A 13,669-nucleotide genomic window follows, 5' to 3' on the forward strand; every position below is an offset into this window, starting at 1 on the left:
ACGAGCCCTCCCGCTCAGCCAGGGTGCGCTAAGGCCCCCCAGCACTGACGCTTAATCGATTTGGGTTCAAATGATTTGAGTTGAAAGTATTGGAGCAGGCGGGCAAGATGAGAGGCGGGGCGCGCTCCATCCTCACCGGGTGAACTCGTGTACCTTCGCGGCTGGCTCCGCTCTGAAGGTGCCTACCCGGATGTCCCTCTCCACTCGCTCTCGCTCCGTCTCTTCCCGCGGTCCCGGGGTCCTGCCTTCTCGTGCCTCGGAGCGTGCGCCGCTCCCGAACACGCTGGCCGCGCCACGGCCGCTCTCTCCCAGCACCTTCACCGCGCGCCTCGCGTACGAGGTGCTCATGGCCTTGGATCTCGATCGCGATGGGTGCCTCACCGCCCGCGACGCCGAGCGTGCCCGCGCCAGCAACCTGCACTTCGGGGTGGAGTTCCTGCTTGGCCCCGGCGTGAGCGTGGAGCTGACGAGCCCCGAGCGGCTGGCGCACGTGGCGGATGTGCTCGCCGAGGAGATCCTCGAGGGCCGCGGCGATGTGCCCGGGCTGCCGGTGGCGCGCATGCTGGAGCGCCGCACCGTGGCGCTGCGGCGGCTGATTGATCAGGGCTGGGACGGGCTGGTGCGCCAGACGGACCGGTTCGATCAGCTCGACGAGGCGCTGAGCGGCATGAGGGTGAAGCGCGTGGATGGGAAGTGGTGCCTGTACGTGCCAGCCAGCGACAAACAGGCCCTGAAGAAGCTGCGCCCCCAGGCCGGGCGCCATGGCTGGGAGGTGGTGGCCTTGAGCCAGCCGCGCGATCAGGCGGACTGGCAGCGGCTGATGCGCAAGCCGGGCATGGCCTACCTGCCCAAGCCCTACATCGTCCCGGGCGGGCGGTTCATGCAGATGTTCGGCTGGGACAGCTACTTCAACGGGCGCGGCGCGCTGAGCTCGGGCCGCCCGGAGCTGGTCCGCGACATGGTGGAGAACCATGTCTACGCCATCGAGCACTACGGGAAGATCCCCAACTCCAACCTGAGCTTCCACCTGTCTCGCACGCAGCCGCCGATGCTGCCGAGGCTGGCGCTGGAGCTCCACGCGGTCCAGCCCGACAAGCGCCTGCTGCAGCGGGTGGCCAAGGCGACCATGAGGGAGCTGGAGACGGTCTTCCGCACCGGGCCTCGCGCCACGCCGAGCGGGCTCTCCCGCTACAAGGACGACGCGGAGGCCCCCGACGCCGAGAACGTGACCGAGTTCTACAAGGAGAAGCGCCCGAACGACCCCGAGTTCCACCGGCACGACCGGGCCATCCGGGAGAGCGGGTGGGACATGTGCCACCGCTTCGGCACCACCCTCCATCAGCATGAGCCGCTGTGCCTGAACTCGCTGCTGTACCAGTACGAGGTGGATCTGGCGCGCATCCTGCGCCTGCTGGAGGGCGAGAACTCGCTGCGCGCGGCCGCGTATGAGAAGGCGGCGAAGACTCGGGCGCGGACCATGCGCGCGCGCTTCTGGGACGAGGAGCGGGGCCTGTTCTTCGACCATGACTTCGTCAACGGGCGCCGCTCGCGGTACGAGACCCTGGCCACCTTCTATCCGCTGTGGACGGGGTGGGCCTCGCGCAAGGAGGCCGCCGCGGTGGCCGCCGCGCTCCCGCGCTTCCTCCAGGCCGGAGGGTTGTCCTCCAGCAGCCGGGCCTCTCGCGAGGCGGCGGGAGGCGAGGATCTCCAGTGGGACTGGCCGTTCGGCTGGGCGCCCCATCAGATCATCGCGGTCGAGGGACTGCGCCGCTACGGCTTCCACGCCGAGGCTGATCAAGTGGCCTACCGCTGGCTGTCGATGGTGATGGACATCGCGGGGCAGCACAACGGGCTGATCAAGGAGAAGTACGACGTGGTGCGGTGCTCGGCGGACGTGCCAGTCGAATACGGCAACCAGGGCGCGGACCGGGGGCCGTACATGGCGCCTCGCGCCGAGCGGACGCTGGGCTTCGCGTGGACGAACGCGTCGGTGCTGCTGCTGCTGAACGGGCTGTCTCCGGAGCTGAAGGAGGCGCTCGACGTGGGAGCCCCGGCGGAGCAGGTCCCGGGCCCGAGCGATGTCCCCGAGCGTGGCAACGAGCCCCTCCGAGCCATCGGCTGAACACGGGCGGGGGCGGGAGCGTCCAGGTGGGTATAGTCCCCTGCCATGGCCTCTCCCGCGCCCGGTAGCCAGACCCACTTCCGCACCTGCAACCTCTGCGAGGCCATCTGCGGCCTGCGCATCGAGGTGGAGGGTGGCCGAATCACCTCCATTCGAGGGGATGAAGAGGATCCCTTCAGCCGCGGGCACATCTGTCCCAAGGCGGTGGCGCTGAAGGATCTCCACGAGGATCCGGAGCGGCTGCGCCAACCCATGCGGCGCACCGCGGGTGGCTGGGAGCCTGTCTCGTGGGAGGAAGCGCTGGATGAGACAGCGCGGCGGCTGCACGAGCTCCAGAGCGCGCAGGGCCGGGACGCGGTGGCCGTCTACCTGGGCAACCCCACCGTCCACAACGCGGGGGCGATGCTCTTCGTCCCCCACTTCCTGCGCACGCTGCGCACGCGTAACAGCTACAGCGCGACGTCGGTGGATCAGCTCCCGCACCTGCTGGCCTCACACCTGATGTTCGGGCACCAGCTGCTGGTGCCCATCCCGGATCTGGACCGGACCGGGTACCTGCTCGCGCTGGGAGCCAACCCGCTGGCCTCCAACGGCAGCATCATGACGGCGCCGGACGTGCGGGCGCGGCTCCGAGCCATCCAGCAGCGCGGCGGCCGGCTGGTGGTGGTGGACCCGCGCCGCACGGAGACGGCCCGCATCGCGGACGAGCACCTGTTCATCCGGCCGGGCACGGACGCCCTGTTCCTCTTCGCGCTGCTTCACGAGCTGCTCCAGCGCCCCAAGCTGGAGCGCCTGGCGGCTTTCACCGACGGGCTGGAGACGGTGCGCGAGCTGGCCCGCGAGTTCACCCCCGAGCGGGCCGCGGGCCCCACCGGAGTCCCCGCCGAGAGCATCCGCCGCATTGCCCGCGAGTTCGCCGAGGCGCCCTCGGCGGTCTGCTACGGGCGCGTGGGCACCTCCACGCAGGCGTTCGGCGGGCTGTGCCAGTGGCTCATCAACGTCATCAACGCGGTGAGCGGCAACCTGGATCGCGAGGGCGGCGCCATGTTCACCCGCCCGGCGTTCGATACCGTGGGAGGGCCTCGGGCGCTGGCCAGCAGCCGGGGAGGATTCGGGCGTTGGAAGAGCCGGGTCCGAGGGCTGCCCGAGTTCACCGGGGAGCTGCCCGTGGCGGCGCTGGCCGAGGAGATCCTCACGCCAGGGCAGGGGCAGATCCGCGCGCTGCTCACCTTCGCGGGCAACCCGGTGCTCTCCACGCCCAACGGAGGGCAGCTCGACAAGGCCCTGGCGTCGCTGGACTTCATGGTGTCCATCGACCCATACCTCAACGAGACGACGCGGCACGCGCACCTGATCCTGCCGCCGCCCACGCCGCTGGAGCGCTCGCACTACGACGTGGTCTTGCACGTGCTGGCGATCCGGAACACGGCTCGGTATGCGCCGGCTCTGTTCGAGCCTCCGCCCGGGGCGATGCACGAGTGGCGGATCCTCCTGGAGCTGCAGCACCGGGTGGAGGTGCTCCGCAAGGGCCGCAGCCTGCGCGGGAGGCTGAAGTACGAGGCGCTGAAGCGGCTGGGGCCCGAGGGCATCCTCGACGTGGGCCTGCGGGCCGGACCCTATGGAATGCGCGCACGAGGGCTGCGGAAGAGCTTGAGCCTCTCGGCGCTGAAGCGAGCGCCCCATGGCGTGGACCTGGGGCCGCTGGAGCCGGGCTTGCCGCAGCGGCTGTTCACGCCGGACAAGCGGATCCAGCTGGCGCCCACGCCCTTCGTGGAGGACGTGAAGCGCCTGCGCGAGGCCTTCCCGGAAGGCACGGCCCCGTCGGCTGACGGTGCGCTGTTGCTGATTGGCCGGAGACACCTGCGCGACAACAACTCGTGGATGCACAACGTGCCCATGCTCATGAGCGGCAAGCCGCGCTGCACGCTGATGATGCACCCGGAGGACGCTCGGGCGCTCGGGCTGGGAGAGGGAGACGAGGCCATCGTCACCTCACGCGTGGGTCAGGTCTCCGTCCCCGTGAACGTGACGGACGAGGTGATGCGCGGCGTGGTGAGCCTGCCGCATGGCTACGGCCACCGTCGCGAGGGCGTGCGCCAGTCCGAGGCGGAGAAGCATGCGGGCGTGAGCCTCAATGATCTCACGGATGATCAGCGGTTGGACGCGCTCTGCGGCAACGCCGCGTTCAGCGGAGTCCCCGTGCGCATCACCCGCGCCGCGGGGCCGTAGTCACGTCGCTCGCAGCACCCGTCCAAAGCCCCGCTCCCGGCCGAGCTGGGAAGTCACCGCGCCGTCCCGCACGGCCTCCCGGCCGGAGATGAGCACGGCCTTCACGGCGGCGTCATTGCGGCGCACCAGCCGCACGAAGCCGTCGAAGTTCTCCATGGGAGCCTCGGTGGCCACCTCGAGGTGCTCGTCCAACCCCTCGGGGTTCACCACCACCACGTCCGCGCGCTTGCCCTGCGCCAGCACGCCCGCGTCCAGTCCGATCCACTGCCCAATCTCCCCGGTGACCCGATGCACGGCGCGCTCCATGCTCATGAAGGGAGCGCCTCGGAGCTGGGCCTCGCGCACGCGGCGCAGCAGCCGCAGCGGGAAGTTGTAGTGGGCCATGTTGCGCAGGTGCGCCCCCGCATCCGAGAAGCCCATCAGCACGTCCGGGTGCTGGCAGATGAAGTCCAGCTCCTGGGGCCTGTCATTGGCCATCACCGTGAACCACCGCAGCCTGTCTCCATGCGTGGCCACCAGCTCCAGGAACACGTCCACCACGTGCCGGCCCTGCTCCTGTGCCACCTGCGCGAAGGACTTGCCCACCAGCCGCTCCTCCGGGCAGTCGAGGATCTCGGATTGGTTGAAGTCGCGATGGAAGGCCTTGGGCAGCCAGCGGCTCGTCCACTGGCGCCGGAAGCGCTCGCGGTAGGAGGGCTCTCGCAGCAGGCCGGCTCGCGAGGCGGCGTCCTGGAGGTGCAGGGCCGCGGCGCCCGCGCCGAACTCCTCGAAGACGACCACGTCGATGCCATCCGCCCACAAGTCGAACACCTCGGGCAGCGCCTGCCACCGGAAGTCCGCGCCCAGCAGCCGGTTGAACGTGCGCGACAGCACGCCGGCCAGCCGGTGGACGCCTCGGTTGGCGCGCGGATCCATCATCGAGATGACCGTGGTCTTCAGCGGCTTGCGCAGCAGGCCCACGCTCTCCAGCAGGAAGAGCAGCACGTTCACCTTGGTGCTGATGTTGGGCACGCCCTGGAAGACACGGCCGCGCTCGCGCAGCAGGCGCGTGAGGCGGCGGTACTCGCTCCAGCGGGCGAAGGTGGAGGGCAGGGGCCGGCTGCGGATGTCGCGGGTGCCGCCCATCTTGTCCCACTTGAGCGTCTGGATGGACAGGCCCAGGTAGCCCAGGTCCAGGCCCTCGCGCACCAGGGACTCCATGCGGGACAGCTCCTCGGCGCTGGGGCGCTCGTGCCGGTCCAAGCTGCGGTGGAGCCCCATCACGTGCGCGCGCAGCGCGGAGTGCCCCAGGAACGAGGCCACATGCGGCCCCAGCGGCAGCGAGTCCAGGTGCTCCAGGTACCCGCCCAGCGTGTCCCAGCTCTTGCGCTCCTCGAGCAGCGCGCGCACGGTGCCATAGGGGATGGCCTCCACGCGGCAGAACATGTCCGCGAGATCCTCGGGCGTGCCCACGGCGAGGCTCAGCGAGCAGCTCCCGAGCACGACGGTGGTGACCCCGTGCCGCACCGACTCCGAGAGCGACGGAGCCAGCTCCACCTCGGCGTCATAGTGCGTGTGGAAGTCGATGAAGCCAGGCATCACCCAGTGCCCGCGTGCGTCGATGACTCGCGTGGCCGGGGTGCGTGGCAGCGGCGCCTCGGAGAGCGCGGCGACGGCGCCACCCTGGATGCCGACATGGCATGAGCGCGGCGGGCTGCCGAGCCCATCGAAGACGAGGCCATTCTCGATGATGAGGTCCACGCGCGTCCGCCTCCTCCCGTGGAGCCCCGAGCCGAGACAGCTCAGGGAATGTTGCCGACCGTGCTCATCCAGGCGCGCAGCTCCGCCGGGCTGGTGGGCAGATCATCCTGCCAGAGCCGCACCGTCCCATCCCATCCCACCGAGGCCAGGTGCTGATCGTCCAGGAACACCACCCCGGTCGCGCGCGCGGAGTGCCCTCGCAGCACCCGGCTCTCGTTCGTCTCCAGATCGAACAGCCGCACGGTGCGGTCCATGCTCGCCGAGACCAGCCGCCGCCCATCCGGCGAGAGCGCCACATCGGTGATGTCACCCTGGTGTCCCTGGAGCGCACCCCGCGAGGTGCCGGTGTGCCCATCCCACAGCCGCACGACGCTGTCCTTCACGTTGGAGCTGATCAGCAGCCCTCCGTCATGGGACATGATGAGCTTCTGCACGCCGTTGCCGCTCGCGACCACCCGCTGGCTCTCCCCGGTCGCCAGGTTCCAGATGCGCAGGGTGTGATCCATGCTCCCGCTGACCAGCCGCTGGCCATCCGGCGAGAAGATCAGGTTGAGCACCTCGGCGTCATGGCCTCGCAGCTCCTGGACGCTCCCCGTGAATAGATCCCACACGCGGATCTCCCCCTTGCTGCTCCCGGAGGCGAGGCGACGGTTGTCCGGAGAGAAGGCCAACCGGAGGATCGCTTGCCCCTGGCTGCCGAGCAGGCGCGACTGTCCCGACTCGAGCTCCCATACGCGCACCTCGCCCGTGGCATCCGCGGTGGCGAGCCGGTGGTCAGCTCTCTGGAAGAGCAGCGCGGTGACGGCGCCCTTGTGGCCCTCGAGCCGCCGCGCGAGCTGGCCCGTGGTGGAATCCCACAGGCGCACCTGTGCGTCCTTGGCTCCCGTGGCCAGCCACCGGCTATCGGGTGAGAACTCGAGCGGGCCTGACTCGATGGCGCTGGGGGCGTTGAGGACCGTGGTGTTCCCCGAGGCAATGTCGAACAGGCGCGGCAGCGCGTCACCGCTTCCACCCATGGAGGCCAGGTGCTGGCCGTCGGGAGACGCCACCAGCCCATTGAGGTACACGGGGACCTTGGCCAGGAGCCGGTTGGCATCCGCATTCACGCCAAACAGCCGAGCCGTCCCGTCATAGCTGCCGACCGCGAGCCACCGCCCATCCGGGGAGAAGTCGATGGGGAACGCCGCGCCCTGGTGTCCGCGAAGGACCCGGCTGTGGCCGGTGGTCAGGTCCCACAGCTGCGCGGTGCGGTCGTCACTGCTGGTGGCCAGCAGGTGTCCGTCCTGGGAGAAGAGGACCTCATTGATGCGGCCCTCATGGCTGCCCAGCAGCTCGCTCCGGCCCGTGCTCAGGGTCCACATCCGGAGCTGTCCCTCCGCGGTGCCTACCGCCAGCTGCCCGCCATCTCGCGAGAAGGCCAGATACGAGATGGCGCCGAGCTGCTCGCCGAGGAGCCGCCCCTTTCCGGTCCGCGGATCCCACACGCGAACGGTTTGATCCAGGGACCCCGTGGCGGCCAGGCCTCCCCGAGGGGAGAACGCGATCGCCGTTACCGGGCCGTCGTGCTCCAGCGTGGAAGAGGTACCCTGCTCCAGGTCCACGAGCTGAGCGCGGGAGCCCTGGAGGGACTGCACGAGCGCGTACCGTCCCTCGGGAGAGAGCACGAGCAGGCCGAGCGGGCCCAGCCCGCTCTTGAAGGTGCGCTGCAGCTTGCCGGTGGCCACATCCCACAGGCGCAGCAGATCATCCCCACGGTTGGTGGAGACGAGCTGGCGGCCGTCCGGAGTGAAGGCGACGCTGTCCACTGGCCCCGGGTGGCCCGTGAGGGCCCGGCTCTCGCCGGTGTCCAGGTTCCACAGGCGCACCGTCCGGTCCTTGCTGGCGCTGGCGAAGAGCTTGCCGTCCGGTGAGAGCGCCAGGCGCCAGACCTCGTCGGTGTGGCCCGAGAAGACGCGAGCGCCGCCGTGCTCCAGGTCCCAGACGCGGACCGTGTAGTCATCGCTGCAGGTGATCAGGTGCTTGCCATCGTGAGCGAAGGCCGCGTCATCGACGCTCTGCGTGTGGCCCCGCAGCACGATGGCGAAGCCGCGCGCCCGAGCGTCCGCCGCGATGGTTCGCACCGCCGACCACTGCGAGAAGCCCGGCGAGAGCCGGCTCAGCGTGGTGATGGCCTCGTTCGGGTTCTGCTCCACCGCGGCGCGGGCGTGCAGCAGGGTGAGCTCGTCCGCCCGGTCCAGCGCCTGCTTCCGCGCGCGCTCCGCGTCACGCTGGGCCTCCTCGGCCTCGGCCTGCTTGCGCTCAGCGCGATCCCTCGCGGCCAGGATGCCGAGGAAGCTCACCGTTCCCACGCCCATGAGGATCAACAGCGCCACCGCCGTCACCGCCACGGCGGCCCGGTGGCGCCGGACGAAGCGCACCATGCGCTCGCCCCGCGAGTACGCGTGCGCGCCGACGATCTGCCCCGTCTGGAAGCGCCGCAGGTCCTCGGCCAGCTCGCGCGCGGTGGCGTAGCGCTCGGCTGGGTCGCGCGCCATGGCCTTGGCCACGATGGCCAGCAGATCCGCCGGGATTCCCTGCTGGCGCTGGCGGAGCGGCACCGGCGGGCCTCGCACCACCTGATCAATCACTTGCGCGGACGAGCCGGTGTCATAGGGCCGGGTGCCCGCCAGCAGGTGATAGAGGATGGCCCCGAGCGAGTACACATCGGCGCGCTCGTCCACGGAGCGTCCCGCGGCCTGCTCGGGAGGCATGTACGCCGGCGTTCCCACCACCATGCCGAAATGGGTGAGGGACGCATCCCCGCTGGCCGGAGCCTGAGACAGGCTGGGCTCGGCGCCAGAGGCGTGGGCGAGATCCTTCGCCAGCCCCCAGTCGATGACGACGGTCTCGCCAAAGGCCCCCACCAGCACGTTCGCGGGCTTCAAGTCCCGGTGGATGATGCGCTCGGTGTGGGAGTAGGCGATGGCCTCGGCCACCGCGAGCACGTGGGGCAGCAGCGCGAGCCGCTCCTGCAGGGTCTTCTTCTCGGCGATGACGTCCGCCAGCGAGCGGCCGGAGACGAACTTCATCGCGTAGAAGGGCTCGCCCGTGGCCCAGCGTCCGGCCTCGTAGACGGGGACGATGGAGGGGTGCTGGAGCCGGGCGGTGATGAGCGCCTCGGCGACGAAGCGGGCCTCCACGTCTCCGCCCCGGTGGATCAGCTCCTTGATGGCCACGGGCCGGCCCAGGTGGCGATCCCGGGCCTGGAGGATGCGGCCGATGGCACCGTGGGCGAACTCACCCGAGATGTCGTAGCGGTTCACCTCGACCTGAGGCAGCGCCAGGGCAGCCGTCGACTGGCCCGAGGAGCTGCGCCCTGGCAGCGTCGAGTCGAGCCCGGAGGCCGAGCCCCCCTTCCGGGCGGCGGGCGCATCCCATGTTGGATCGTCCTGGCTCATTACACGGTGGCCCTAGCTTGCTCCAAGATCGGATCTGCCGCCACTCGGGTGAGCGCGCCGCGGACAAGATTTGGCCCACCCTGCTGGCAGGCGGGCGCTAGCAAGAGGGATTACACGAAAGGGAGGGATCTCTCGGGTGGCTCAGCGCAGTCCGCAGAGCTGCTCGCTGAGCTCCCAGAGCTGCTGGCGCGCCTTCACGTCCAGGGCCTGGGCGGCGGGGTTCACCTCGCGCTGGCGGGCGAAGTAGCGGCCCGTGACCCCCTCGAGCTCGGGCGAGGTGGCCAGGAACACGGAGGTCTCGGCGCCTTCCTCCACCGTGTCGCTGCCGCTCATGCCAAAGCCCTCGGTCAGCAGCTTGGTGCTCACCACGCCTGGGTGCAGGCAGTTGGCGGTGGCTTGCTCGGCGGGCAGGCGCTCGGCGAGCTCGAAGGTGAAGAGGAGGTTGGCCAGCTTCGACTGCGCGTAGGCCGAGTAGCCCTGGAAGCCACGCTGGAACTGGAGATCCTCGAAGCGCATGCGGCCCCGGCTGTGCGCGATCGAGCTCACGTTCACCACGCGTGCGCCCGGGCCCGCCAGCGGCCCCTTCAACAGCAGGTTCGTGAGCAGGAAGGGCGCCAGGTGGTTCACCTGGAAGGTGGTCTCCAGCCCGTCCGCCGTCAGCACGCGCTCGTTCATGAAGACGCCCGCGTTGTTGATCAGCACCTCCAGCCGGGGGAAGCGCCGCGCGAGCTCCTCCGCGCCCTGGCGCACGCTCTGAAGGGAGCTCAAGTCGAAGGTCACTCCCTCCGCCTGCCCCCCCGCTCTCTCGAGGGTCCTCCGCGCCTCGTCGACCTTCGCCGCGCCGCGGCCGTGCACGATGACGCGCTGGCCCAGCCGGACCAGCTCCAGGGCCGTCTGCAAGCCAATGCCCGACGTCGCTCCCGTCACCAGGATGATGCGCTCACTCGTCATGTGTCCAACCTACCCCACGCGTCACCTGTCTTCCCAGGACATGCACGAAGGGTGAACCTGGAGCTACTGTGCGAGGGGTGCTGAGGGTCCCTCATGCCTGAAGTTCAGGACAATCGGTCGGCTTCGTGCGCCTGGCATCCCGAGCAGACGTCGGTGGCGCCCTGCCGCCGCTGCGGCACCCTCACGTGCGTGGCGTGCCTGGCGCTGTCCGGCTCACGGGGGTGGTGCCGGACGTGTGATGAGCACTCGCGCTCGGGGCCGATCTCCCGGCGTGCCAGGGCCTCCGGTCTGCTGGGGGGCCTCGGCCTGTGCTGCGCGTTCGTCCCGGGCGTGCTCGGGCTGGTGCTCGGCTACGCGGAGCTGCGGAGCATCGAGCGGGGGGACAGCCCGCGCACCGGCCGCGAGTGGGCCAGGGCGGGCGTGGTGCTCGGGTGGCTGAACGTGGGGATGGCGGTGGCGGTGGGGCTCGTGGCCGCGTGGATCCGCCTCACCGGGAGCTGAGCGCCGGGCCGGAGCGCGAGGCGCTACAGCCCGCGGATCACCACCGACAGCGCGACCCAGAGCGCCCAGAGCACGCTGCTGCTGAAGAGGCCCAGCAGGAGCAGCCCCCGGCCCTTGCGCGAGTCCGGCGGCACGGCGCTGGCGTGGAGCACGACGGTGTGTCCCCACTTGTCTCCGTAGCGCTGGCTCATGAGCGAGTGGGCCATCGCCCGGTACGCGGGCACGCCCAGCGCGTCCACGCAGAGGGCCACGTTGCGCAGGAGCGCTCCCTTGAAGGTGGAGGGGGTGAGATCCTCCGAGGTGACGCGCAGCCGGAGCAGGGACTTTCCGACCGTGGCGCCGCCCACGGCCTCGGCCGTCACGTAGCACAGCAGCGCTCCGAGCAGGCTCCACGCGATGCTCGCGGGGCTCGTCAGGCGGACGGCGTGGACCGTCTCCTGGAGGTAGCCGTGGCCCGCGAGCACTCGCAACGCCAGGGTGCCGAGCGCGCCACCCGACACGACGACTCCCACGCCGAACAGCAGATCAATGACACGGGCCGCGAGGCGAAGGCCGAACCCGGCGGCGCTGTTGCTGGCCACCTCCACGACCATCGAGGGTGACAGTTCCATCGAGCCTCCCGGGAGCGAGCCCGCAGCGTACACGCTCCCGCGGTCCGCGAGCAGGCCCTCCGCGGAGCTTAAAGCTGGAAAGTGGGCGGGTAGAGCCACTCGAGGCCCTGCCACACGTCGTCTCTCCAGGCCGAGTAGTTGTGCCCGCCGGGGTACTCCCAATAGTGGACGCGGTGCCCGGCCTCCTGGAGGACGGGGAGCATGCGCCGGTTGCCATCGAGCAGCCGCTCGAAGACGCCGCAGTCCATCCACACCGAGAGCTGCCGGCGTGAGGCCCCCCGGGCCAGGTCGAACACCGGGAACTCGTAGTGCTCCAGGGCGAACTCGTTGTCCGAGATGGCGAAGGCACCGGACTGGCTGAGCACGCGTCCGAAGATCTGGGGGAGGCGCAGTCCGGTGTAGAGGGCCATCAGCCCGCCGAGGGACGCGCCGAGCACTCCATGAACGCCGGGGTTATACCGCTCGTCCTGGAGCTGCAGCTTCTGCCTGGCCAGCGGGAGCACCTTGCCAACCAGGAGGCCCAGCGTGGCCTCGCTGCAGGTGTACTCCACGGTCCGGGCCGGACCGCCGTTGGCCACCATGGCCAGCGCCACGGGCTGCATGCGGCGCTCGAGGATGAGGTTGTCCAGCAGCGTGGCCAGGCTCGCGCGGCGCAGGTAGTCCGTCCCGTCGAACACCACCACCAGGGGGTGAGGCCCGGCCACGGGAGGCTCATAGAGCACCACCTCGCGCGTAGCGCCGATGGCCAGCTCCGAGGTCTCCACCCGGTGGCGAGAGAGGCGGCCCCGCGCGGCTTTGTCCCGAGGCCGCCGAGCCAGCGGCGTGGGCTTGTGCTCGGGCATGGAGAAGAAGTGGTTGAAGTCTCCAACCCCGTTGTCGATGAGGCGGCGGTTGAGCGGATCCTTCACCCGCCGTCCCTGCGAGTCGAAGAGCGCGTACTCGACATAGGCCTCCCGAGGCAGCCTCAGCGTGCGAGCCCACAGCCCGGGTGACACCTGCTCCAGCCCGAGGGGCTCGCCGCGCCAGTCATGGAAGTCTCCGTTGACGAGGACGGGCCTGCGCCCGCGCCACACGAAGGTGGCCGTGTCTCCGTCGATGACGGGCGAGCCCTCCGCGAGGGCCCGTGCCTCCAGGATTTCAGCGCTGCGTCCTTCCATCGTCAGGATCGACCCCTGCCGTCGTTGCGTCCGTTGTTCCAGCGGAAAACGTATATGATGCGCCCCTCCCCCTCCTTCAGGAGAATGAATGTACACCCCGCACCTGGTAGCTGATGGGACCTACTACTTCGCTGGCGCGTATGATCAGGCCGGCATCGGCATGCTGCCGGTCAACTTCTACGCGATCAAAGGTAGCAAGAAGACCATCCTCATCGACACCGGCGCTCCGCCGCAGGCCGAGGATGCGCTGAAGGCGCTCAAGTCGGTGATCGATCCGAAGACCATCGACTACATCTTCATCACCCACATGGACATCGACCACTACGGTGGGCTGAAGCTCATGCTGGAGGAGGCCCCGCAGGCGCAGCTCGTGGGCAACCTCACCAACATGCTCAAGGGCGTCATGTGGGACAGCCTGGCGCCGCCGCGCTTCGCGGTGGTGTGGCCGGGGCAGGAGATTGATCTGGGGGACCGCAAGCTCCGCGCGGAGCAGGCCTTCCTCGAAGACACCTGGACGTTCTGGCTGTCGGACGAGAAGACCAAGACGCTCTTCGCGTCCGACACGTTTGGCGCGATGCAGTTCGGCCCGCCCGCTAACTTCTCCGAAGAGCAGCCCGCGGGCTCGTTCGCCTCTGGCTTCACCATGTGGCACCAGGCGAACTTCACCACCATCCCGATGCTGGACAAGAACCTCTACCGAGAGGCCTTCTCCGGGCTGCAGAAGCGGGGCTTCAAGAACCTGGCGTCGGTCCACGGCCCGTTCATCCGCAAGGACGTCGACCAGGTGTTCGAGCTGATCCAGGGCGTCCCGACGGCGCCGCCGCTGGGCGAGCCGCCGCTGCCTCCCTTGTTCAACCTGCGCTAGCCGGGTTCGGCTCGGGACGCGGCGCGCACGGTGCCGCGTCCTCGGCCATCAGCGGC

The 13,669-nt window shown here is 69.9% G+C and carries 9 protein-coding genes; 4 read left to right on the forward strand and 5 right to left on the reverse strand.

Features of this window, described 5'->3' with window-relative positions; translation table 11 throughout:
• Nucleotides 1-190: 190 nt before the first annotated feature.
• Together ACJ8AT_RS26705 and ACJ8AT_RS26710 are read left to right on the forward strand one after the other, a co-directional pair.
• Nucleotides 191-2,122 carry a trehalase family glycosidase gene (locus ACJ8AT_RS26705; RefSeq protein ID WP_407740695.1) on the forward strand — a complete coding sequence of 644 codons (1,932 nt, stop codon included), beginning with the start codon at nt 191-193 and terminating at the stop codon, nt 2,120-2,122.
• A 45-nt stretch (nt 2,123-2,167) separates the two neighbouring features.
• On the forward strand, nt 2,168-4,351 hold the full coding sequence (locus ACJ8AT_RS26710; protein ID WP_407740696.1) for a molybdopterin oxidoreductase family protein: 2,184 nt from the start codon (nt 2,168-2,170) through the stop codon (nt 4,349-4,351).
• Here ACJ8AT_RS26710 and ACJ8AT_RS26715 read toward each other — a convergent pair whose 3' ends face one another.
• The 3 genes from ACJ8AT_RS26715 to ACJ8AT_RS26725 all read right to left on the reverse strand — a co-directional run bounded on the left by ACJ8AT_RS26715 (nt 4,352) and on the right by ACJ8AT_RS26725 (nt 10,479).
• Nucleotides 4,352-6,091, reverse strand: coding sequence for an N-acyl-D-amino-acid deacylase family protein (locus ACJ8AT_RS26715; RefSeq protein WP_407740697.1), 1,740 nt, complete (start codon nt 6,089-6,091; stop codon nt 4,352-4,354).
• 41 nt (nt 6,092-6,132) lie between these two features.
• Nucleotides 6,133-9,528, reverse strand: coding sequence for a protein kinase domain-containing protein (locus ACJ8AT_RS26720; protein WP_407740698.1), 3,396 nt, complete (start codon nt 9,526-9,528; stop codon nt 6,133-6,135).
• Nucleotides 9,529-9,669: 141 nt separating this feature from the next.
• Nucleotides 9,670-10,479, reverse strand: coding sequence for an SDR family oxidoreductase (locus ACJ8AT_RS26725; protein WP_407740699.1), 810 nt, complete (start codon nt 10,477-10,479; stop codon nt 9,670-9,672).
• 93 nt (nt 10,480-10,572) lie between these two features.
• On the opposite strand from ACJ8AT_RS26725, the gene ACJ8AT_RS26730 reads away from it, so the two are divergent.
• Nucleotides 10,573-10,980, forward strand: a complete 408-nt coding sequence (locus ACJ8AT_RS26730) for a DUF4190 domain-containing protein (RefSeq protein WP_407740700.1) — start codon at nt 10,573-10,575, stop codon at nt 10,978-10,980.
• 23 nt (nt 10,981-11,003) lie between these two features.
• Here ACJ8AT_RS26730 and ACJ8AT_RS26735 read toward each other — a convergent pair whose 3' ends face one another.
• A complete protein-coding gene (locus tag ACJ8AT_RS26735; protein ID WP_407740701.1) occupies nt 11,004-11,591 on the reverse strand; it encodes an RDD family protein in 588 nt (195 codons plus the stop codon).
• A gap of 68 nt (nt 11,592-11,659) precedes the next feature.
• Nucleotides 11,660-12,748: an alpha/beta hydrolase gene (locus tag ACJ8AT_RS26740; RefSeq protein WP_407740702.1), complete on the reverse strand. Its 1,089-nt coding sequence runs from the start codon at nt 12,746-12,748 to the stop codon at nt 11,660-11,662.
• Nucleotides 12,749-12,836: 88 nt separating this feature from the next.
• Here ACJ8AT_RS26740 and ACJ8AT_RS26745 point away from each other — a divergent pair, with 88 nt between their 5' ends.
• Nucleotides 12,837-13,613 (forward strand): MBL fold metallo-hydrolase, encoded by a 777-nt coding sequence (locus tag ACJ8AT_RS26745; protein ID WP_407740703.1) that lies wholly within the window; start codon nt 12,837-12,839, stop codon nt 13,611-13,613.
• Nucleotides 13,614-13,669 lie beyond the last annotated feature (56 nt).

It is taken from the genome of Hyalangium sp., from assembly GCF_045802625.1.
Lineage (GTDB): Bacteria > Myxococcota > Myxococcia > Myxococcales > Myxococcaceae > Hyalangium.

Excerpts from the sequence above, each read along its gene's own strand:
- ACJ8AT_RS26705 (WP_407740695.1), top strand. The coding sequence starts at position 191 with ATGTCCCTCTCCACTCGCTCTCGCTCCGTCTCTTCCCGCGGTCCCGGG.
- ACJ8AT_RS26710 (WP_407740696.1), top strand. The coding sequence starts at position 2,168 with ATGGCCTCTCCCGCGCCCGGTAGCCAGACCCACTTCCGCACCTGCAAC.
- ACJ8AT_RS26720 (WP_407740698.1), bottom strand. The coding sequence starts at position 9,528 with ATGAGCCAGGACGATCCAACATGGGATGCGCCCGCCGCCCGGAAGGGG.
- ACJ8AT_RS26725 (WP_407740699.1), bottom strand. The coding sequence starts at position 10,479 with ATGACGAGTGAGCGCATCATCCTGGTGACGGGAGCGACGTCGGGCATT.
- ACJ8AT_RS26730 (WP_407740700.1), top strand. The coding sequence starts at position 10,573 with ATGCCTGAAGTTCAGGACAATCGGTCGGCTTCGTGCGCCTGGCATCCC.
- ACJ8AT_RS26735 (WP_407740701.1), bottom strand. The coding sequence starts at position 11,591 with ATGGAACTGTCACCCTCGATGGTCGTGGAGGTGGCCAGCAACAGCGCC.
- ACJ8AT_RS26740 (WP_407740702.1), bottom strand. The coding sequence starts at position 12,748 with ATGGAAGGACGCAGCGCTGAAATCCTGGAGGCACGGGCCCTCGCGGAG.
- ACJ8AT_RS26745 (WP_407740703.1), top strand. The coding sequence starts at position 12,837 with ATGTACACCCCGCACCTGGTAGCTGATGGGACCTACTACTTCGCTGGC.